Below are 18283 nucleotides of genomic sequence, written 5' to 3' on the forward strand. Positions count from 1 at the left end.
CGATGGTCTCGCGCGCCGACCTGCCCAGCGACAAGCCGGCCCGTCAGGCGCTGGTGCTGTTCGCCCACGGCGCGCGCGATGCGCGCTGGCGCGAGCCGTTCGACCGGCTGCATGCGCGGCTGAGCGCGATGCTGCCCGATTGCGCGGTGCGTCTGGCCTTTCTGGAGCTGATGACGCCCGACCTGCCCGGCACGCTGACGCAGCTGGCCGCGCAGAACATCGGCGACATCCTCGTGGTGCCGGTGTTTTTCGGCCAGGGCGGCCATCTGCGCCGCGACCTGCCGGCGCTGCTCGACGATTGCCGCGCGCGGCTGCCGGGCGTCACGATCCGCTGCGCGGCGGCGGTCGGCGAGGCCGACAGCGTGCTCGACGCGATCGCCGCCTATTGCGCGACGGCGCTCGCGGGCGCGGCGGGCAACGCCTCCGCCAGCGATTCCTCCAGCGATTCCTCGGGCGATTCCACCAACGAATCCGTCGACGACCCCGCCGACGACCCCGCCGGCAAGGACTGACGCCGCGACATCATCGCGTCGCCACGATGAACAGCCGCGGAAACGGCAGCAGCACCACCCCATCGACCTGCGCCGGATAGGCCTGCGCGATTGCGGCCGTGTAGCGCGCCAGGAAGGCCTCGCGCTGCTCCGCGTCAAGCGGCTCCAGGAAAGGCCGCAGCCCCGTTCCCTTCAGCCATTCGACCACGGCTGGCGCTCCCGCCAGCGTGTGGTGATATGTCGTGCGCCAGATATCGACGCGCGCGCAGTGCGGCCGCAGCAGGTCGTAGTACCAGCCCGCCGGCGGCAACGTGGTGCGCGCGGCCACCGCCTGCGACAGCGCCTGCGCCCACGGCCCGTCCGCCGCGACCTCGCGCATCAGCCGGTGGGTCGGCTGGTCCAGGTTGTCGGGCATCTGCACGGCCAGGCTGCCGCCCGGCGCAAGGCGCTGGGCCAGCGACGGGAACAGGCTGGCATGGTCGGGCACCCATTGCAGCGCGGCGTTGGCGAGCACCAGATCGTAGGGCCCCGGCTCGCGCCAGGCGCTGATGTCGCCGAGCTCGAAGCGGAACTGCGGCAGCCGCTTGCGGGCGGCGTCGATCATGTCCTGCGAGCTGTCGAGGCCGACGATCTGCGCGTCGGGATAGCGCGCGGCCAGCGCCTCGGTCGAATTGCCCGGACCGCAGCCCAGGTCGATGGCGCTGCGGACGGTCTGCGTCGGCACGGCGGCAATCAGTTCGCGCGCCGGGCGCGTTCTCTCGTCTTCGAATTGCAGGTATTGACTGGAGGACCAGGTCATGGCGGTGAGCTCCGTGTGGCTGGGCGGTCGAGTGATGCCGCAACGATACACCCGGCACCTCGCGCCCGCATGCCGCGCCAGCGGCCACGGCGGCCAGGGCCAGAGCCCGGAGGCGCCTCGGGGCCCGACGACCCGCCTTCCCTGCTGCTGGCATAATCGCCAGCAAAAAGCCAGGGAACACCATGACCACAACCCGCGCCGCACCGCGCACCGGCCGCGTTTACCGCTACTACGATCTGGTGATGGTGGCCTTCGTCACCGTGCTGTTGTGCTCGAACCTGATCGGCGCGGCCAAGGCGGCGCAGGTCACGCTGCCCTGGATCGGACCGGTGACGTTCGGCGCCGGCGTGCTGTTCTTCCCGGTCTCGTACATCTTCGGCGACGTGCTGACCGAGGTCTACGGCTACGGCCGCGACCGTCGCGTGGTGTGGGCGGGCTTCGCGGCGCTGGCCTTCGCCACCTTCATGAGCCTGGTGGTGTTGTCGATGCCGGTGGCGCCGTTCATGGCCGACTATCAGAAGAGCCTCGAGGACGTGTTCGGCAACACCTGGCGCATCGCGCTCGGTTCGCTGATTGCCTTCTGCTGCGGCAGCTTCACCAACAGCTACGTGCTCGCCAAGATGAAGCTGTGGACGCGCGGCCGCTGGCTGTGGAGCCGCACGATCGGCTCGACGCTGGCCGGCGAACTGGTCGACTCGTCGCTGTTCTACGTGATCGCGTTCTACGGCATCTGGCCGCTGGAGAAGGTGGTGCAGGTCGCGGTCGCGCAGTATGTGCTCAAGACCGGCTGGGAGGTCGTGATGACGCCGGTCACCTATCGCGTGGTCGGCTTCCTCAAGCGTGCGGAGGACGAGGACTGGTACGACCGCGACACCGACTTCACGCCGTTCCGGTTGCGGGTATAGCGCGGTTGCGTGGTTGCGTGGTTGCGCGGTTGCGTGGTTGCGCGGTTGCGTGGTTGCGCGGTTGCGTGGTTGCGCGGTTGCGCGGTTGCGCGGTTGCGCGGTTGCGCGGTTGCGCGGTTGCGCGGTTGCGCGGTTGCGCGGTTGCCGTCGCGCGCACAGCCGCCGGGTCCCCGCCTTCGCGGGGACGACAGCCGGAAGGAAAAGGATCAGGGCACGCGGCGGTCGACTTCGTCGAGCGTCAGCGTCGCCAGGTGACTGACGTCGGCCCATTGCGCGACGGTCAGCCGGTAGCTGTCGCTGCGCAGACGGTTGACGCTGGCATTGAGCAGCTCATGCTCGCGCGGCGCTTCCAGCGTCATGCCGGTGGCCTCGCGATACAGGCAGTCGAGCACGCCGCCGTGCGCCACCAGCGCGATGCGCTCGCCCGGATGCCGGCGCACCAGCGCCAGCACGACCTCGACGGCGCGCTCGTGGAAGTCGCGCAGCGACTCGCCCTGCGGCGGCGCGTAGTCCGGCACGCGGGCCTGCCAGCGGGCGAAGTCCTCCGGCCGGTGCTGCGCGACCTCGGCATAGGTCATGCCCTCGAGCGTGCCGTAGCAGCGCTCGCGCAGGCGGGGCTCCGGCTGTACCGGCACGCCCACCGCCTCGGACAGCGGCGCCGCGGTCTGCATCGCGCGCGACAGGTCGCTCGAATAGATCGCGTCGATCGGTTCGCTGGCCAGCGCGCCGGCCAGCGCGCGTGCCTGCGCCTGGCCGGTATCGTTCAGCGCGATATCGAGCTGCCCCTGCAGCCGCCGTTCGCGGTTCCAGGCCGTTTCGCCGTGTCGGATCACGATCAGGTGGGTGATGGCCAGCAGCGACTGCGGCCCGGGCGTGAACGTCATGCCGTTTCCTTCGCGCGCGCCGGGAGCGCGCTGTTCTTGCGCTTGCTTTTGGTATGGCGGCTGCGGCGGCGTCAGCCGGCCGACTGCTGCGCCGCCAGTTTCGGGTTCAGGGTATAGGTGCCGGTCAGGCTGGCCTGGTCGAGCACGTGGCCCTCGATCGCCTCGCGCACCTGCGCGCCGGTGAAACGGCCCTCGAGCGGCAGGCGGTCCAGATCGAGCGCATAGATCGTGAACACATAGTGATGCACGATCGCATCGTTCCACGGCGGGCACGGGCCGTCGTAGCCGTAGTAGTCGCCCGCCATGTCCTTGTCCCCGGCGAACCAGCTGGTGTAGTCGTTGACGCCGTGGCGCAGGCCGCCCGCTGCCGCGGTGCCGCCGGTCGCCTCGGGACCGGGCTTGCCGCGCGCGATCACGCCGTCGCTGTGCGAGCCGGCCGAGATCGTCGTCAGGCCCGGCGGAATGTCGACCAGCACCCAGTGGAAGAAGTCCACCCGGGGCAGGCTGGCCGGCACCTCGCGGCCCTCCTGGTTGACGTCGTCGCCGCGGCTGGGCACGTCGCGATCGTGGCAGATCAGCACGAACGAGCGCGTGCCGGACGGCGCGCCGTCCCAATGCAGGTCGGGATTGCGGTTGCTGGACAGCGTGATGTGGCTGGCGGCGTCCGGCACGGCAAAGGCGAACTCGCCGGGAATCGGCGCCATGTCGGCAAAGGCGTTGCTCCAGAGTCTCATGCTTGTCTCCTTGCGCTCAGGGGTTGGCCGCGCGCGGCGGCGTGGATGACGGGGCGGACGGCGGCGGCACGCGCAGCCAGAACGTGACCGGGCCGTCGTTGACCAGGCTGACCTGCATCATCGCGCCGAACTCCCCGGTCTGCACCACGGGATGGGCGGCGCGCGCGCGGGCGACGAAATGCTCGTACAGGCGGCGGCCATCTTCCGGCGAAGCCGCCGGCGTGAAGCTGGGCCGCGTGCCGCTGTTGGTATCGGCGGCCAGCGTGAATTGCGACACCACCAGCAGGCCGCCGGGCGTACCCTGGCCGTCGATGTCGCGCACCGGCAGGTTCATCTTGCCGGCGGCATCCGAAAAGACGCGATAGCCGAGCAGCTTGGTCAGCAGGCGCTCGGCCTCGCCTTCGGTGTCGCCGCGTTCGGCGCAGACCAGCGCCAGCAGGCCGGCACCGATCTCGCCGGTGACACGGCCATCGACCGTGACGCTGGCGCGCGCCACGCGCTGGATCAACGCGATCATCGGCTCGGCCTCAGGACAGCGTCACGCGCGCGAACCGGCGCTTGCCGACCTGGACCACATAGGTGCCGGCCTCGACCTTCAGCGCCTTGTCGCTGATCTGGGTGCCATCGATACGCACTCCGCCCTGCTCGATATTGCGGTTGGCCTCGGACGTCGACGGCGCCAGGTTGGCCTGCTTGAGCAGCTGCGCGATGCCCATCGGCGCGCCGGACAGGCTGACCTCGGGGATATCGTCGGGCACGCCGCCGCGGGCACGGTGATTGAAGTCCTCCAGCGCCTTGTCGGCGTCGGCGGCGCTGTGAAAGCGCGTGACGATCTCCTGCGCCAGCATCACCTTGCAGTCGCGCGGATTGCGGCCGAGCGCCACTTCCTGCTTCATCAGGTCGATCTCGGACATCGGGCGGAACGACAGCAATTCGTAGTAGCGCCACATCAGGTCGTCCGAGATACTCATCAGCTTGCCGAACATCTCGCTGGGCGCCTCGGTCACGCCGACGTAGTTGCCCTTGGACTTGGACATCTTCTCGACGCCGTCCAGGCCGACCAGCAGCGGCATGGTCAGGATGCACTGCGGCTCCTGGCCATACTCCTTCTGCAACTCGCGGCCGACCAGCAGATTGAACTTCTGGTCGGTACCGCCGAGCTCCAGATCGGACTTCAATGCAACTGAGTCGTAGCCCTGCATCAGCGGGTAGAGGAACTCATGGACCGAAATCGGAATCCCAGACCGGTAGCGTTTGGTGAAGTCGTCGCGCTCCATCATCCGGGCGACGGTGTACTTCGCGGCGAGCTGGATCATGCCGCGCGCGCCCAATGGGTCGCACCACTCGCTGTTGTAGCGGATCTCGGTCCTGGACGGGTCCAGCACCAGGCTGGCCTGGCGGTAATAGGTCTGCGCGTTGGCTTCGATCTGTTCGCGCGTCAGCGGCGGCCGCGTGCTGTTGCGGCCGGACGGATCGCCGATGGTCGAAGTGAAGTCGCCGATCAGGAAGATCACGTGATGGCCGAGGTCCTGCAGCTGGCGCATCTTGTTGAGCACCACCGTGTGCCCGATGTGGATGTCCGGCGCGGTCGGATCCAGGCCCAGCTTGATCCGCAACGGCACACCGGTCGCTTCGCTGCGCGCCAGCTTCTGCAGCCATTCGGATTCGATCAGCAGTTCGTCGCAGCCGCGCCTGGACACTTCCAGCGCGTGCATCACGGACGGTGTCAGGGGGTAGGAGGTCGCGGCGCCGGAGGATACGTCGGTCATGACTTAAGTCGTTGAAATACTTGAACATTCGGGCGGACACCGGGGAAGTTTTTGGTATAATCCGCCGATTCGGCCAGCCGGGAGCCATCCCGCAGGCCAACCGCCATTGTAGGCGGCAAACGAAAGACAGCCCGCGCCGCACCTCGGGGGAGGAAGGCAGACACGCACAGATCGTCGCGGCAGCGGAGCCCGAACCAAGGCAGAATTTTACGTGATGTGGTCCAGACTCCGCGAAGTTTTCGCGCGTGAGCTCGTGGTGCTCGTCGATCCGACCCATGCGCTGCATGCGCGCCGCCGCAAGCAATTGACGGCATCGGTCGCGACCGTTTTTACGCTCGGCATGGCGGCCGCCATGGGCGTGGCACCGCGCACCGCCTATGACGATCCCGATGCGCCCCGCGTGGTCCAGGGCATGCGCCTGCCCGACCTGCGCGACCAGCTCGAGCGCCTGACCGATACCAGCGCCACCTTCGTCCGCCAGGAGCGCATGCAGCGTGGCGACACCATTGCCACGCTGCTCAAGCGGCTCGGCGTGGATGACCCCGACGCGCAGGCCTTCATCCACAAGAACCCGACCGCGCGCGGCCTGTTCAAGCTCGAACCGGGCCAGATCGTGCAGGCGGAAGTCGACCAGAGCAATCTGCTGGTGTCGCTGCAGGCCAATCTGGGCGGCGACGTGTCGATCTCGCGCCAGCTGGTGATCGAGCGCGCCGGCGACCTGGCCGATCCCGACTACAAGGCCCGCATCGAGGTCGTCCAGAACGAGCTGCATTACGAAATGGGCTCGGGCACGATCGGCACGGGCGGCTTCTTCAAGGCAATGGATGCGGCCAACGTGCCGGACGAGATCGTCGATCAGATGATCTCGATCTTCTCGGGCGTCATCGACTTCCACCACGACATCGTCAAGGGCGACCGCTTCCGCATCGTCTACGAATCCGGTTATCGCGACGGCGCCTTCGTGCGCAACGGCCGCGTGGTCGCGATCGAACTGATCAACCGAAATCAGCTGCACCAGGCGCTGTGGTATGCGCCGGATGGCAAGAACGGCGCCTACTACACCTTCGATGGACGCAGCATGAAGCGGCCGTTCCTGCGTTCGCCGGTCGAGTTCTCGCGGATGTCGTCTGGCTTCGGCGGCCGCAATCACCCGCTGCATCACCAGTGGCTGCAGCACAAGGGCGTGGACTTCGCGGCGCCGACCGGCACCAAGGTATTTGCCACCGGCGACGGCGAGGTCGACTTCGTCGGCCAGCAGAACGGCTACGGCAATATCGTCGTCATCAAGCACCACAACGGCTACTCGACCTACTACGCGCACCTGTCGCGCTTTGCCGGCATCCAGCAAGGCCAGCGCGTGATGCAGGGACAACTGATCGGCTACGTCGGCTCCACCGGCTGGGCCACCGGTCCGCACCTGCACTACGAGTTCCGCCACAACGACGTGCCGCAGAACCCGCTGACGATCACGCTGATGGAATCGCCAGCGCTGACCGGACGCGCGCGCCAGCAATTCCTGAGCTACACCAGCGACATGCTGAGCCGCATCAACGCGCTGCGCACCTACAACGTCGCCTCCAACGGCAACTGACGCGGCACCGAGCGCACCGCCCCACGCCGCGATGTCCGCCACGCGCCCCGAACTCCTGATCGGCCTGATGTCCGGCACCAGCATGGACGGGGCCGACGGCGTGCTGGTGGACTTCGCCGGGACGCAGCCGCGGGTCCTCGCGGCCAGCCACCAGCTCTTCCCCGACAGCCTGCGCGACGCCTTCGGCGCGCTGCAGCAGCCCGGCGACGACGAGATCCATCGCGAGGCGCTGGCCGCCAATGCACTGGCGCGCGTCTATGCCGACTGCGTGGCGACGCTGCTGCGCGACGCCGCCGTGCAGCCCGACGCCGTCGCGGCGATCGGCGCGCATGGCCAGACCATCCGTCACCGTCCCGGCCGCTACGACGGCATCGGCTATACACGCCAGAGCCAGCATCCGGCGCTGCTTGCCGAGCTGACCGGCATCGATGTGGTCGCCGATTTCCGCAGCCGCGATATCGCCGCCGGCGGCCAAGGCGCGCCGCTGGTGCCGGCCGTGCACCAGGCGCTGTTCGGCTTGGCCGGCGAAACCCGCGTGGTCTGCAATATCGGCGGCATCTCCAATATCAGCGTGCTGCCCGGCGACGGCGGGCCGGTGATCGGCTTCGACTGCGGGCCCGGCAATGCACTGCTCGACCACTGGATTTCCCGCCATCGCGGCCAGCCATTCGACACCAACGGCGACTGGGCGGCCGGCGGCAGCATCGACGAGGCGCTGCTCGCGCGGCTGCTCGACGAGCCGTATTTCAAGCAGCCTCCGCCCAAGAGCACCGGCCGCGATCTGTTCCATCCGGCCTGGCTGGACGCGCAGCTGCAGGACGCCGAACGCGATCCGCAGCACGTCCAGGCCACGCTGGCGGCGCTGACCGCCGAGGCGATCGCCCGGGATATCCGCCGCCATGCGGCGGACGCGCGGCGCCTGATCGTCTGCGGCGGCGGCGCCTGCAACGGCTTCGTGATGTCGCGGCTGGCCGCCGCGTTGCCCGGCGTCACCGTGCAACCTTCCGACGATTTCGGCGTGCCGGTCTCGCAGGTCGAGGCGCTTGCCTTCGCCTGGCTGGCGCGCCAATGCCTGCGCCGCGCGCCGGGCAATCTGCCGACGGTCACCGGCGCCGCCGGTCCGCGCGTACTGGGCGCGATTTACCCCCGCTGAACCTTGCGCCGACCTGGCGCGCGGTTGGTCTGCGGCTTTTCGCCTCCGACGGCCCCGCCTACCGAGCCGCGCCGGCCTCCACCTGCTCGTGCAACGCCACGGCACCCCGCTCCTGTTCTACCCACTGAATGAAGGCCTCCGCCACCGGCGAGGGCCGGATCGATTCCGCCCGCGCCAGCACCACGCGTTGGGGCGTCACGGTCTCGCGCAATGGCCGGCAGGCGATCGGCGTGCCGTCATAGCTGCGATCGCCGGCGGGCCGCGTGCAGGACAGCGCCACGCCATAGCCGTGCGCAACCAGGCCGCGCTGCATCTCGAAGGTCTGCGTGTACTGATGCAGCTGCGGGTACAGGCCGTGGGCCCAGAACAAGGACAGGAAGTACTCGCGCGTCTGCGCGATGTCCTCGAGGATCAGACGCTCGCCGGCCAGCTCGGCCAGGCTGACCTCCGGCTGCGCGGCCAGTGGATGCTCCGCCGGCAGCAGCGCGTAAGGCGCGAGTTCGGCGAGACGCCAGCGCAGCACACGGCGGTCGAAGCCGAGATCGTAGGTCAGCGCAAGCTCAGCCTTGCCGGCGTGCAGCGTACGGGCGACCGTGGTCAGGTCGGCCTCGAACAGCGTCACCGCGACGCCGGGATGGCGGGCACGAAATCCGGCCAGCAGCGCCGGTACATGGTAGGGGCCGAGATCCTGGAAACAGACCAGCGACAGCTGGCCGCTCAGCGTCGCCGCCTCGGCCTCGTCGGCGCCGATTCCGGCCGCCAGCGCCAGGATGTCGCGGGCGCGCGCCAGCAACCGCTGGCCCGCCGGCGTCAGCTCCAGTCCGCGGCTGACCTGCCGGCGAAACAACGGCGTGCCGAGGATCTGCTCGAGTTGGCCGATTGCCAGCGACACGGAGGGCTGGGAAACATGGCGCACGCGCGCCGCACCGCTGATGCTGCCCTGCTCGGCGACGGCAACGAAATATTCGAGTTGGCGGAAGGAGAAGGCGATCATCGGTGGCGGCTCGGCGCAGTCGCGGCCCATCTATAGCAGATGGCTATATTGGAACATAGAGAATATATGCTTTCCCTATTTTGGCGGCGCTTCGATACTGTCGTGGCGGACCAGTGTCAATCGGGGGAGCAGATGGAAATCACCACCACGCAGATCGAGACCTACCAGCGCGACGGCGCGCTGGTGCTGCGCGGCGCCTTCAGCAGCTGGGTCGAGCGGCTGCGCGACGGCTTCGAGCAGAACCTGGCCGAACCGGGGCCGTTCGCCATCGAGAATGTGCGCGCCGGCGAGAGCGGCCGGTTTTTCGAGGACTACTGCAACTGGCAGCGGATCCCCGCCTTTGCCGCCTTCATGCGCGAATCGCCGGCCGCCGCGATCGCGGGAAAACTGATGCGCTCGCAGGCGGCGAAGGTGTTCCACGAGCACATCCTCGTCAAGGAACCCGGCACCGCCAAGCCGACGCCCTGGCATCAGGATCTGCCCTATTACTGTGTCGACGGCTGGCAAACCGCCAGCTACTGGATTCCGCTGGATCCGGTCACCGCCGCCAACACGCTGCGCGTGGTGCTCGGCTCGCATCGCTGGCCCAAGCTGGTACGGCCCAAGCGCTGGGCCAGCAACGACAACTTCTATGCCGGCGACGATGCCTTCATGGAGATGCCCGACGTCGAGGACGGCTCGCACACCATCCTGACGCCGGAACTGGAGCCGGGCGACGCGGTGGTGTTCGACTTCCGCACCGTGCATGGCGCCGCGGGCAATACCGGAAGCGGACGCCGGCGCGCGTTCTCGGCACGCTTTCTCGGTGACGACGTGCGCTATGTCGAGCGTCCCGGCCGCACTTCGCCGCCCTTCCCTGGTATCGGGCTTGCCAATGGCGAACGAATGCGGGAAGACTGGTTTCCGGTGGTCTGGCGAGCGGCGCAGTAAGGCGCGGACCTGGTCGGAAACAGACAACAAAAAAGCGCACCGAGGTGCGCTTTTCGCTGAGGCGGACTGGCGTCAGACCGAGAACGACGAGCCGCAACCGCAGGTGGTCGTGGCGTTCGGGTTCTTGATCACGAACTGGGCGCCGTTGATGTCTTCCTTGTAGTCGATCTCCGCGCCGACCAGATACTGGTAGCTCATCGAATCGATCAACAGGGTGACGCCGTTCTTGACCATCGTGGTGTCGTCCTCGTTCACTTCCTCGTCGAAGGTGAAGCCGTACTGGAAGCCGGAACAACCGCCGCCCTGCACGAAGACGCGCAGTTTCAGATCGGCATTGCCCTCTTCCTCGATCAACTGCTTGACCTTGTCGGCGGCGCTGTCGGTAAAGACGAACGGGGCCGGCACGTCCTCGGTAATGGGTGCCTCTGCGACTGCGTTCATGGGGTTCTCCTATTTAGATACGCCGGTATTCTAAGCGCACTGGAAAGATCGTGCCGATCCCCCATCGATTCAAGGGGCATGGTGCACGCGCCTTTCCGGGCGCGGGGCCTCAGGCGCTTTCTTCGCTGCCTGCCGCCAGTTTCAGGTTGGGCAGCGCCTTCGGCTCGGTGTTCCCGAGCGGAACCAGACGGCCCTCGACAATCGCGCCCTGGTGCATTTCCAGAGCCGCGTAGTGCACTTCGCCTTGCACGCGTGCCTGTGGCTGCAACTCGAGCAGCTCGGCCGCATGCACGGGGCCGGTCACCGTGCCATTCAGCACCAGATGGCCGACCTTGACCTCCCCTTCGACCACGCCGGTCTCGCTGACCACCAGCATGCTCGGCTGATCGGCCACGGCCAGCACGTTGCCTCGCACGCGGCCATCGAGCCGCAGTCCGCCCGAGAAGTGCAGGTCGCCTTCGACGACGGTCTGGCGACCGATCAGGGTGTCGATCGTCAACCCTTTCTTCTTCGAAAACAGCATCGCGGCCTCACTGGAAAACTGGGGAAAGCGCCATTGTATCCATGACGATGCATTGTGCGGCCAACTGCCCGTCCCACCGTGATGCCACAACAACGCTGCCGGCCGCGACGCCCGGACGGCAAGGCCTACAAAACAAAAACCGCACGACGGGCGTGCGGTTCTTGCTGGCTGCGCAATCCGGGACGGGATCCCGGCTTGCTCGGCGCATCAACGCTTCGAGAACTGCTTGCGACGACGTGCCTTGTGCAGACCGACCTTCTTACGCTCGACTTCACGCGCATCGCGAGTGACGAAGCCGGCCTTCGACAGCGCGGACTTCAGCGTGGCGTCATAGTCGATCAGCGCGCGGGTGATGCCGTGGCGCACCGCACCGGCCTGGCCGGTTTCGCCGCCGCCGGTCACGTTGACCTTGATGTCGAAGGTCTGTGCGTGGGCGGTCAGTTCGAGCGGCTGGCGCACGATCATCAGCGAGGTTTCGCGAGCGAAGTACTCGTTGATGGGCTTGCCGTTGACGACGATGTCGCCCTTGCCCGACTTGATGAAGACACGAGCCACAGCGCTCTTGCGGCGGCCAGTACCGTAGTTCCAATTTCCGATCATGGATGGCCCCCTTAGATTTCCAGCGCCTTGGGCTGCTGCGCTTCGTGCGGATGCTCGGCTTCGGCGTACACCTTCAGCTTCTTGATCATCGCGTAGCCCAGCGGACCCTTCGGCAGCATGCCCTTGACAGCCTTCTCCAGGGCGCGGCCCGGGAAGCGCTGTTGCATCTTGCCAAACGTGGTTTCGTAGATACCGCCCGGGTAGCCCGAGTGACGGTAGTACTTCTTGTCGGTTTCCTTCGTGCCGGTGACACGCAGTTTGGCCGCGTTGACGACGATGATGTAATCGCCCGTGTCGACGTGCGGAGTAAATTCCGGCTTGTGTTTGCCGCGCAGACGGCGTGCCACTTCGCTGGCGACACGGCCGAGGACTTTGTCCGTCGCGTCAATCACGAACCAGTCGCGCTTTACCTCATGAGGCTTGGCGGAAAAGGTTTTCATGATCTTTCCTGAGACTTGTAGAACCTGCCCGTAACATGACTTGCGTCGTCGGCCGGCCCTTTGGACCTGACCTTCCTGCTTGTGTGTGCAGGCTCTCCCTGAGTTCTTCTTCCGCGGGCATGACGGAAAAGCCCTCGATTATACTTGCGGATCGCCGCCTGGCACAAGCAAACAATGCGTTTGCCGTCAAGGAATGGGTCATGCAGTGTCTTGCGGACCGCTTTTCTGAAAAGAAGCCGGCGCAGGGGCGAAAAAAAACCCAAGCCGCTGAGGCTTGGGTTTGAATCCACCAAAGGAGGAGGGTGGAGGAGACACTGGGAGAACAACGGGACGGGGCCGGCGGTGCGGGCTGGCGTCGGGAGACTGTCTCGGTCGCTTCGACCACCCTTCGCTTTCGCACTCTGGCGGGCCTTCGGCGCGCCGTCGTTCAATGGTTCGAATTATACATGACGGCTTGTGCGACGCAAGAAAATTTGCAGTGCGAAATGGCATTTCGTAATGCAAAAAATTGTCACGGCCGCGCCAGATGACACGAAGTCCGTAAATTCAACGACTTACGGACACAGCGCGATGTCACCAAACTGACATCCTAGAGGTTTCCCTCGGTTTTCCGGCCCCGCAAGCGGCAAAGACACCACACGGCGCAAGGAAAATTTGAGGAAAATGCAAGGGCTCGATGCGCGCGCATCGCAGCATCGAAACGAAACATTGAGAGCAGGAACGAACGAAATGGAATGCAAGGTCACCTGGATGGGCAACGACGGCATGAGCTTCGTCGCGCAGACCGGCAGCGGTCACCTCGTCGCGATGGACGGTGCCCCCGAGGGCGGCGGCCACAACCTGGCGCCGCGGCCGATGGAGATGGTGCTGCTCGGCACCGGCGGCTGCACCGCCTATGACGTGGTGCTGATCCTGAAGCGCGGACGCCACGATGTACGCGGCTGTTCCGTCACGCTGCAGGCCGACCGGGCCGCCGAAGACCCGAAGGTGTTCACCCGCATCCACTTCAAGTTCACCGTGACCGGCCGCAACCTGAACCCGGCGACGGTCGAACGCGCGGTGCAGCTATCGCACGACAAGTATTGCTCGGCGTCGATCATGCTGGCCAAGACGGCCGAGATCAGCCATAGCGTCGAACTGGTCGAGGTGTAAGACCGCAGGCTCGATACCGGCGCATCGGCGCGGTGGAGGCGTTCCCGGTGCGGCGCACCGGGAAGCGAATTCGAAGCGAAGCAGGCCGATAAGCCGGATTCTGTGCGCGACGCGCGGGCCTTGCGGTCCGCGCGTGCGTGACAACCATTCCTCTAGGCCGACCGTTACCGGCCGGCTCCAGCTCCCTACCCGCAGACTCGGCGGGCCGCTTCATCGTCTGCCTATTTGGGATTGCTCCGGGTGGAGGTTACCGCGTTTCACCCTTCGCACCGGGCAAACCCGGCGCGAAGACTCGTCTCTGTGGCCCTGTTCCGCACGTTGCCGTGGATGGCTGTTAGCCACCACCCTGCCCTGTGGAGTCCGGACTTTCCTCCCCTCGCCCGTTGCCGGGCGAGCAGCGGTTGTCTGTCCTGCTTCGCGGGCCGCAGTCTAGCACCTTTGCATCGGTCCCGCCGGTTCCGCCAGCCTCGTTGGCGCCGCGGCGCCCAGGGCGGAACACCGTGGTGTCGTCGTAGAAGGCGGCGTCGGCATTGGCCGGCCACCAATGCGGGATGCCGAGCACCGGCAGCGGCGCGAAGCTGCTGCGGCCGCGCAGCTCGGCCCGCGCCAGCATGTCGGCCAGTGGCCCATCCAGCGTCTCCGGCGTGGCCGGACGCGGATCGGCGGGCGCCATGGCGACCGGCCAGGCGTGCGCGGTGATGGACTTGTAGGGCGCGACCAGCTTTTCCAGCAAGGCATGGCCGAACGGCACCACGGTGCAGCGGCCGTGCCACGCATCCCGGCCCTCGATGAACAGCTCGCGCCAGCGGAAGCCGCGCAGCGCCGCCTCCAGCCGCGGCTCCTCGCTGACGAACAGCACCGCGTTCTCGTCGAACAGCGTGGCCGCGTCGCGCAACGGCCCGCGCGTCGGCTGCACGCCCTCCGCGGCAATGGCCTCGGCCTGCAGCCGGTTCAGCATCGCCTTCGTGCGCGGGAAATGCAGCCAGATCAGGCCGTTGAAGAGATCGTGCAGGTTGTCGCGCGTCGGCACCTCGCCGTGCGCGTGGATATGGGCCTCGTAGGCGCTGCCGGTCGGCAGCGCCTGCTGCGGGACGAAGCGCAGCGGCAGTCCGGCGGCATTGGCCAGCCCCTGCGCGGTGGCAACGGCGTCGAGCACGGCATGGACCGGCCGGCCCTGGCGGACCTCGGCCGCGATCGCGGCGCCCGTCCCGGCGAACGGCGCGAACCAGGGCCGGGACCAGTCGATCCCGGCCAACTGGAGCTTCAGGTCCCCGCCGGACTGCAGACCGCCGGTGGCCCGGCCGCCGTCCCGTTCACCCACCGCTCAGGCGGCCAGCGCCGCCTTCCATTGCAGCGTTTCGCCGCCGCGAAGCGGCACCAGTTCCGTCTCGCCATACGGCAGCGCTTCGGGCAGCTGCCACGGCTCGCGCCGCAGCGTCAGCGTACCGGTGTTGCGCGGCAGGCCGTAGAAGTCGGCGCCGTGGAAGCTGGCAAAGCCCTCCAGCTTGTCGAGCGCGCCGGCGGCATCGAAGGCCTCGGCGTACAGCTCCATCGCATGCAGCGCGGTATAGCAGCCGGCGCAGCCGCAGGCGTGCTCCTTCAGGCCGCGCGCGTGCGGCGCGCTGTCGGTGCCAAGGAAGAAGCGCGGATTGCCGGACACGGCCGCGGCGACCAGCGCCTGGCGATGCGTCTCGCGCTTGAGCACGGGCAGGCAGTAGTAATGCGGGCGGATGCCGCCGATGAAGATCGCGTTGCGGTTGTACAGCAGGTGATGGGCGGTGATGGTCGCGCCGACCGGCCCTTCGGCCTCGCGCACGTAGTCGGCGGCGTCCTTGGTCGTGATGTGTTCGAACACGACCTTCAGCGCCGGGAAGTCTCGGCGCAGCGGCGTCATCACGCGCTCGATGAACACCGCCTCGCGATCGAACAGGTCGATCTCGCTGTCGGTGACCTCGCCGTGCACCAGCAGCGGCAGGCCGACGCGCTGCATCGCTTCCAGCGCCGCGGTGCGGCGGCGGATGTCGGTCACGCCGGCATCGCTGTTGGTGGTGGCGCCGGCCGGGTACAGCTTGACCCCATGGACGAAGCCGCTCGCCCTGGCGGCGACGATCTCGTCGGCCTGTGTGTTGTCGGTCAGGTACAGCGTCATCAGCGGCTCGAACGACAGGCCGGCCGGCAGCGCGGCCAGGATGCGCGCGCGATAGGCCTCGGCCTGCGCCACCGTGGTGACCGGCGGCTTCAGGTTCGGCATCACGATGGCGCGGGCAAACTGGCGGGCGGTATCGGGCAGCACCGCGGCGAGGGCGGCGCCGTCGCGCAGGTGCAGATGCCAGTCGTCGGGGCGGGTGATGGTCAGGGTCTGGGTCATGACTTCGGCAAATCGAAAGCGTAGGGATTGAGCGGGCGGCGGTGGGCGAACGGCGATCGGCGATCGGCGATTACAGGATCAGGATGGCGCGGTAGTCGTTGACGTTGGTGCGGGTCGGACCGGTCACGACCAGGTCGCCGATCGCATCGAACAGGCCCCAGGCATCGTGCGCTTCCAGCTGGCGGCGCGCCGGCATGCCGGCCGCCTCGGCGCGGGCCAGCGTGTCGGGGTCCGCGAGCGCGCCCGCATTGTCCTCGGAGCCGTCGATGCCGTCGGTATCGGCGGCGATCGCGTGGACGCCGGCCACGCCTTCCAGTTCGATCGCCAGCGACAGCAGGAATTCGGAGCAACGGCCGCCGCGGGCGCGTCCGGCGCCGTCCTTGGGCAGCGTCACGGTACATTCGCCGCCGGAAATCAGCGCCACCGGCGCGGCAAACGGCGCATTGTACGCGCGGATTTCGCGCACCAGCGCCGCGTAGACGCGCGCCACCTCGCGCGCCTCGCCGGTGACGGTGTCGCCCAGGATCACCGGGGCCACGCCCTGCGCGCGGAACACCTCGGCGGCGGCGGCCAGGCTGCCGTGGGCGGTGGCGATCATGCGGTTGTCGACGCGCGCGAACAGCGGATCGCCGGGCTTCGGCGTCTCGGCGCGTTCGCCGCGCGCGCCGGCTTCGAGATAGGCCCGCACAGCCGGTGGCACGCGTGCCTCGTAGCGGCGCAGGATCGCCAGCGCATCGTCATAGGTACTGGGATCGGCAACGGTCGGGCCGGAAGCGATGGCGCTGGGATCGTCGCCGGCGACGTCGGAGACGATCAGCGTGGTCACCGGCGCGCGGCTGGCCTGGGCCAGGCGCCCGCCCTGGATACGCGACAGATGCTTGCGTACCACGTTCATCTCGGTGATCGGCGCCCCGCAGCGCAGCAGCTCCTGCGTGGTCGCGCGCAGATCGGCCATCGACACGCCGTCGGCCGGCAGCGACAGCAGGCTGGAGCCGCCTCCCGAGACCAGCACGATCAGCCGGTCCTCGGGGCCGAGCGCCTGCACGCGGGCCAGGATCTCCGCGGCGGCGCGCTCGCCGGCCTCGTCCGGTACCGGATGGCCGGCCTCGATGACCCGCACATGCGCGGTCGGCAGACCGTGCGCGTAGCGCGTGACCACCAGCCCTTCCAGCGCCACGCCGGCGCCGGCATAGGCGCGTTCGACCGCCAGCGCCATCGACGCCGCGGCCTTGCCGGCGCCGACGACCAGCGTGCGGCCCTGGCGGCTCGGCGGCGGCAGATGCGCGGCGACGATGCGCAGCGGATCGGCGGCCGCGACCGCGGCATCGAAGCTCGCGCGCAGCAGCGCGCGCGGCTCCACGCCCAGCGTGGCGGCCCCGCTCACAGGGCTTCCGCGATCGCGCGGCCGAGGTCGGCGGTGCCGGCGCTGCCGCCGATATCGCGCGTCAGCGGCGCGTGCGCGGGTCCGGCGGACAGCACCGATTCGATCGCACCGAGCACGGCGGCGCCGGCATCGGCATGGCCAAGGTGTTCGAGCATCATCGCCCCGCACCAGATCTGCCCGATCGGATTGGCAATGCCGCGGCCGGCGATGTCGGGCGCCGAGCCATGGACCGGCTCGAACAGGCTCGGAAAGGTCCGCTCCGGATTGATATTGGCCGACGGCGCCACGCCGATGGTGCCGGTGCACGCCGGCCCGAGGTCCGACAGGATGTCGCCGAACAGATTGCTGGCCACCACCACGTCGAACCAGTCCGGATGCAGCACGAAGTTCGCGGTCAGGATGTCGATGTGGTACTTGTCGACCTTCAGGCCGGGATAGTTGACCGCCATCGCCTCGACCCGCTCGTCCCAGTACGGCATCGTGATCGAGATGCCGTTGGACTTGGTGGCCGAGGTCAGATGCTTCTTCGGACGCTTGCTGGCCAGCTCGAACGCGAACTTCAGGATCCGGTCGACGCCGATCCGGCTCATCACCGTTTCCTGGATCACGACCTCGCGTTCGGTGCCCGGGAACATGCGGCCGCCGATGCTGGAATACTCGCCCTCGGTGTTCTCGCGCACCACGTAGAAATCGATGTCGCCGGGCTTGCGGTCGGCCAGCGGGCTGCGGATGCCCGGCATCAGCCGGACCGGCCGCAGGTTCACGTACTGGTCGAACGCGCGGCGGAACTGCAGCAGCGAACCCCACAGCGACACATGATCGGGCACTGTCGCGGGCCAGCCGACCGCGCCGAAGTAGATCGCGTCATAGCGCGAGAGCGTATCGAACCAGTCGTCCGGCAGCATCTTGCCGTGGCGGGCGTAATAGTCGCAGCTGGAAAAGTCGAAGTGGTCCCACTGCAGGTCGATGCCGAAGCGGCGCGCGGCGGCGTCCATCACGCGGACGCCTTCGGGCATCACTTCGGTGCCGATCCCGTCTCCAGGGATCACGGCAATCTTGTATTGGCTCATGGCGGAGGGCTCGTTGGAGGCGGATTGAAGCGGATCGACGGGCGATTCGGCCGTG

At 67.9% G+C, this 18283-nt stretch carries 19 protein-coding genes, 1 other RNA gene and 1 pseudogene; 6 read left to right on the top strand and 15 right to left on the bottom strand.

The genetic code is table 11. From position 1 onward, the window contains the following. Positions 1 to 2 precede the first annotated feature (2 nt). Positions 3 to 512 carry a sirohydrochlorin chelatase gene (locus F7Q96_RS05305; RefSeq protein WP_053821110.1) on the top strand — a complete coding sequence of 170 codons (510 nt, stop codon included), beginning with the start codon at positions 3 to 5 and terminating at the stop codon, positions 510 to 512. 10 nt (positions 513 to 522) lie between these two features. Here the strand turns inward: F7Q96_RS05305 and tam are convergent, their stop codons facing one another. Further along, entirely contained in the window at positions 523 to 1290 is a 768-nt protein-coding gene (tam, locus tag F7Q96_RS05310) for a trans-aconitate 2-methyltransferase (protein WP_053821109.1), read from the bottom strand. 182 nt (positions 1291 to 1472) lie between these two features. Between tam and F7Q96_RS05315 the strand changes: the two genes are divergently transcribed. Further along, positions 1473 to 2195, top strand: a complete 723-nt coding sequence (locus F7Q96_RS05315; RefSeq protein ID WP_053821108.1) for a queuosine precursor transporter — start codon at positions 1473 to 1475, stop codon at positions 2193 to 2195. Between the two features lie 206 nt (positions 2196 to 2401). Here F7Q96_RS05315 and F7Q96_RS05320 read toward each other — a convergent pair whose 3' ends face one another. The 4 genes from F7Q96_RS05320 to tyrS all read right to left on the bottom strand — a co-directional run bounded on the left by F7Q96_RS05320 (position 2402) and on the right by tyrS (position 5582). Continuing rightward, a complete protein-coding gene (locus F7Q96_RS05320) occupies positions 2402 to 3079 on the bottom strand; it encodes a histidine phosphatase family protein (RefSeq protein WP_151022206.1) in 678 nt (225 codons plus the stop codon). A gap of 71 nt (positions 3080 to 3150) precedes the next feature. Next, complete coding sequence (locus F7Q96_RS05325) at positions 3151 to 3813, bottom strand: YbhB/YbcL family Raf kinase inhibitor-like protein (protein ID WP_151022208.1); 663 nt, start codon at positions 3811 to 3813, stop codon at positions 3151 to 3153. Positions 3814 to 3829: 16 nt separating this feature from the next. Beyond that, positions 3830 to 4330, bottom strand: a complete 501-nt coding sequence (gene dtd / locus F7Q96_RS05330) for a D-aminoacyl-tRNA deacylase (protein WP_053821107.1) — start codon at positions 4328 to 4330, stop codon at positions 3830 to 3832. 10 nt (positions 4331 to 4340) lie between these two features. Next, positions 4341 to 5582: a tyrosine--tRNA ligase gene (gene tyrS, locus F7Q96_RS05335; protein WP_053821106.1), complete on the bottom strand. Its 1242-nt coding sequence runs from the start codon at positions 5580 to 5582 to the stop codon at positions 4341 to 4343. Positions 5583 to 5796: 214 nt separating this feature from the next. Here tyrS and F7Q96_RS05340 point away from each other — a divergent pair, with 214 nt between their 5' ends. Both F7Q96_RS05340 and F7Q96_RS05345 read left to right on the top strand, forming a co-directional pair. Next, a complete protein-coding gene (locus F7Q96_RS05340; RefSeq protein ID WP_053821105.1) occupies positions 5797 to 7173 on the top strand; it encodes a M23 family metallopeptidase in 1377 nt (458 codons plus the stop codon). Between the two features lie 31 nt (positions 7174 to 7204). Next, positions 7205 to 8326: an anhydro-N-acetylmuramic acid kinase gene (locus F7Q96_RS05345; RefSeq protein WP_053821104.1), complete on the top strand. Its 1122-nt coding sequence runs from the start codon at positions 7205 to 7207 to the stop codon at positions 8324 to 8326. Between the two features lie 58 nt (positions 8327 to 8384). Here the strand turns inward: F7Q96_RS05345 and F7Q96_RS05350 are convergent, their stop codons facing one another. Beyond that, positions 8385 to 9320 carry a LysR substrate-binding domain-containing protein gene (locus F7Q96_RS05350; RefSeq protein WP_053822980.1) on the bottom strand — a complete coding sequence of 312 codons (936 nt, stop codon included), beginning with the start codon at positions 9318 to 9320 and terminating at the stop codon, positions 8385 to 8387. Positions 9321 to 9452: 132 nt separating this feature from the next. Here F7Q96_RS05350 and F7Q96_RS05355 point away from each other — a divergent pair, with 132 nt between their 5' ends. After that, positions 9453 to 10250, top strand: coding sequence for a phytanoyl-CoA dioxygenase family protein (locus tag F7Q96_RS05355; RefSeq protein WP_053821103.1), 798 nt, complete (start codon positions 9453 to 9455; stop codon positions 10248 to 10250). Positions 10251 to 10322: 72 nt separating this feature from the next. Here the strand turns inward: F7Q96_RS05355 and erpA are convergent, their stop codons facing one another. The 4 genes from erpA to rplM all read right to left on the bottom strand — a co-directional run bounded on the left by erpA (position 10323) and on the right by rplM (position 12254). Next, complete coding sequence (gene erpA, locus F7Q96_RS05360; protein WP_006576927.1) at positions 10323 to 10691, bottom strand: iron-sulfur cluster insertion protein ErpA; 369 nt, start codon at positions 10689 to 10691, stop codon at positions 10323 to 10325. Positions 10692 to 10800: 109 nt separating this feature from the next. Then, the gene (locus F7Q96_RS05365; protein ID WP_053821102.1) at positions 10801 to 11214 is read right to left on the bottom strand and encodes a bactofilin family protein; all 414 of its coding nucleotides are present in this window, start codon (positions 11212 to 11214) and stop codon (positions 10801 to 10803) included. A 207-nt stretch (positions 11215 to 11421) separates the two neighbouring features. Then, the gene (rpsI, locus tag F7Q96_RS05370; protein WP_006576929.1) at positions 11422 to 11814 is read right to left on the bottom strand and encodes a 30S ribosomal protein S9; all 393 of its coding nucleotides are present in this window, start codon (positions 11812 to 11814) and stop codon (positions 11422 to 11424) included. Between the two features lie 11 nt (positions 11815 to 11825). Then, a complete protein-coding gene (gene rplM / locus F7Q96_RS05375) occupies positions 11826 to 12254 on the bottom strand; it encodes a 50S ribosomal protein L13 (protein WP_006576930.1) in 429 nt (142 codons plus the stop codon). Positions 12255 to 12983: 729 nt separating this feature from the next. Between rplM and F7Q96_RS05380 the strand changes: the two genes are divergently transcribed. Then, a complete protein-coding gene (locus tag F7Q96_RS05380) occupies positions 12984 to 13406 on the top strand; it encodes an OsmC family protein (protein WP_006576931.1) in 423 nt (140 codons plus the stop codon). Positions 13407 to 13479: 73 nt separating this feature from the next. Here F7Q96_RS05380 and rnpB read toward each other — a convergent pair. From rnpB to F7Q96_RS05405, 5 genes and pseudogenes are all read right to left on the bottom strand, one after another. Further along, positions 13480 to 13823: RNase P RNA component class A (rnpB, locus tag F7Q96_RS05385), an RNA gene on the bottom strand. A 55-nt stretch (positions 13824 to 13878) separates the two neighbouring features. Next, positions 13879 to 14691, bottom strand: a pseudogene (locus F7Q96_RS05390) (DUF3025 domain-containing protein); the annotation flags it as partial. Between the two features lie 39 nt (positions 14692 to 14730). Beyond that, entirely contained in the window at positions 14731 to 15774 is a 1044-nt protein-coding gene (gene pyrC / locus F7Q96_RS05395) for a dihydroorotase (RefSeq protein ID WP_053821101.1), read from the bottom strand. Between the two features lie 70 nt (positions 15775 to 15844). Then, the gene (locus tag F7Q96_RS05400; protein WP_082371386.1) at positions 15845 to 17158 is read right to left on the bottom strand and encodes a glycerate kinase type-2 family protein; all 1314 of its coding nucleotides are present in this window, start codon (positions 17156 to 17158) and stop codon (positions 15845 to 15847) included. After that, positions 17155 to 18228: a tartrate dehydrogenase gene (locus tag F7Q96_RS05405; protein ID WP_053821100.1), complete on the bottom strand. Its 1074-nt coding sequence runs from the start codon at positions 18226 to 18228 to the stop codon at positions 17155 to 17157. The genes F7Q96_RS05400 and F7Q96_RS05405 overlap by 4 nt, the downstream gene beginning before the upstream one ends. Positions 18229 to 18283 lie beyond the last annotated feature (55 nt).

Origin of the sequence: Cupriavidus gilardii (genome assembly GCF_008801915.1) — a bacterium.
GTDB lineage: Bacteria > Pseudomonadota > Gammaproteobacteria > Burkholderiales > Burkholderiaceae > Cupriavidus > Cupriavidus gilardii.

What these genes read in the sequence shown, in the direction of transcription:
- F7Q96_RS05305 (WP_053821110.1), top strand. Translation starts at nt 3, where the DNA reads ATGGTCTCGCGCGCCGACCTGCCCAGCGACAAGCCGGCCCGTCAGGCG.
- tam (WP_053821109.1), bottom strand. Translation starts at nt 1,290, where the DNA reads ATGACCTGGTCCTCCAGTCAATACCTGCAATTCGAAGACGAGAGAACG.
- F7Q96_RS05315 (WP_053821108.1), top strand. Translation starts at nt 1,473, where the DNA reads ATGACCACAACCCGCGCCGCACCGCGCACCGGCCGCGTTTACCGCTAC.
- F7Q96_RS05320 (WP_151022206.1), bottom strand. Translation starts at nt 3,079, where the DNA reads ATGACGTTCACGCCCGGGCCGCAGTCGCTGCTGGCCATCACCCACCTG.
- F7Q96_RS05325 (WP_151022208.1), bottom strand. Translation starts at nt 3,813, where the DNA reads ATGAGACTCTGGAGCAACGCCTTTGCCGACATGGCGCCGATTCCCGGC.
- dtd (WP_053821107.1), bottom strand. Translation starts at nt 4,330, where the DNA reads ATGATCGCGTTGATCCAGCGCGTGGCGCGCGCCAGCGTCACGGTCGAT.
- tyrS (WP_053821106.1), bottom strand. Translation starts at nt 5,582, where the DNA reads ATGACCGACGTATCCTCCGGCGCCGCGACCTCCTACCCCCTGACACCG.
- F7Q96_RS05340 (WP_053821105.1), top strand. Translation starts at nt 5,797, where the DNA reads ATGTGGTCCAGACTCCGCGAAGTTTTCGCGCGTGAGCTCGTGGTGCTC.
- F7Q96_RS05345 (WP_053821104.1), top strand. Translation starts at nt 7,205, where the DNA reads ATGTCCGCCACGCGCCCCGAACTCCTGATCGGCCTGATGTCCGGCACC.
- F7Q96_RS05350 (WP_053822980.1), bottom strand. Translation starts at nt 9,320, where the DNA reads ATGATCGCCTTCTCCTTCCGCCAACTCGAATATTTCGTTGCCGTCGCC.
- F7Q96_RS05355 (WP_053821103.1), top strand. Translation starts at nt 9,453, where the DNA reads ATGGAAATCACCACCACGCAGATCGAGACCTACCAGCGCGACGGCGCG.
- erpA (WP_006576927.1), bottom strand. Translation starts at nt 10,691, where the DNA reads ATGAACGCAGTCGCAGAGGCACCCATTACCGAGGACGTGCCGGCCCCG.
- F7Q96_RS05365 (WP_053821102.1), bottom strand. Translation starts at nt 11,214, where the DNA reads ATGCTGTTTTCGAAGAAGAAAGGGTTGACGATCGACACCCTGATCGGT.
- rpsI (WP_006576929.1), bottom strand. Translation starts at nt 11,814, where the DNA reads ATGATCGGAAATTGGAACTACGGTACTGGCCGCCGCAAGAGCGCTGTG.
- rplM (WP_006576930.1), bottom strand. Translation starts at nt 12,254, where the DNA reads ATGAAAACCTTTTCCGCCAAGCCTCATGAGGTAAAGCGCGACTGGTTC.
- F7Q96_RS05380 (WP_006576931.1), top strand. Translation starts at nt 12,984, where the DNA reads ATGGAATGCAAGGTCACCTGGATGGGCAACGACGGCATGAGCTTCGTC.
- pyrC (WP_053821101.1), bottom strand. Translation starts at nt 15,774, where the DNA reads ATGACCCAGACCCTGACCATCACCCGCCCCGACGACTGGCATCTGCAC.
- F7Q96_RS05405 (WP_053821100.1), bottom strand. Translation starts at nt 18,228, where the DNA reads ATGAGCCAATACAAGATTGCCGTGATCCCTGGAGACGGGATCGGCACC.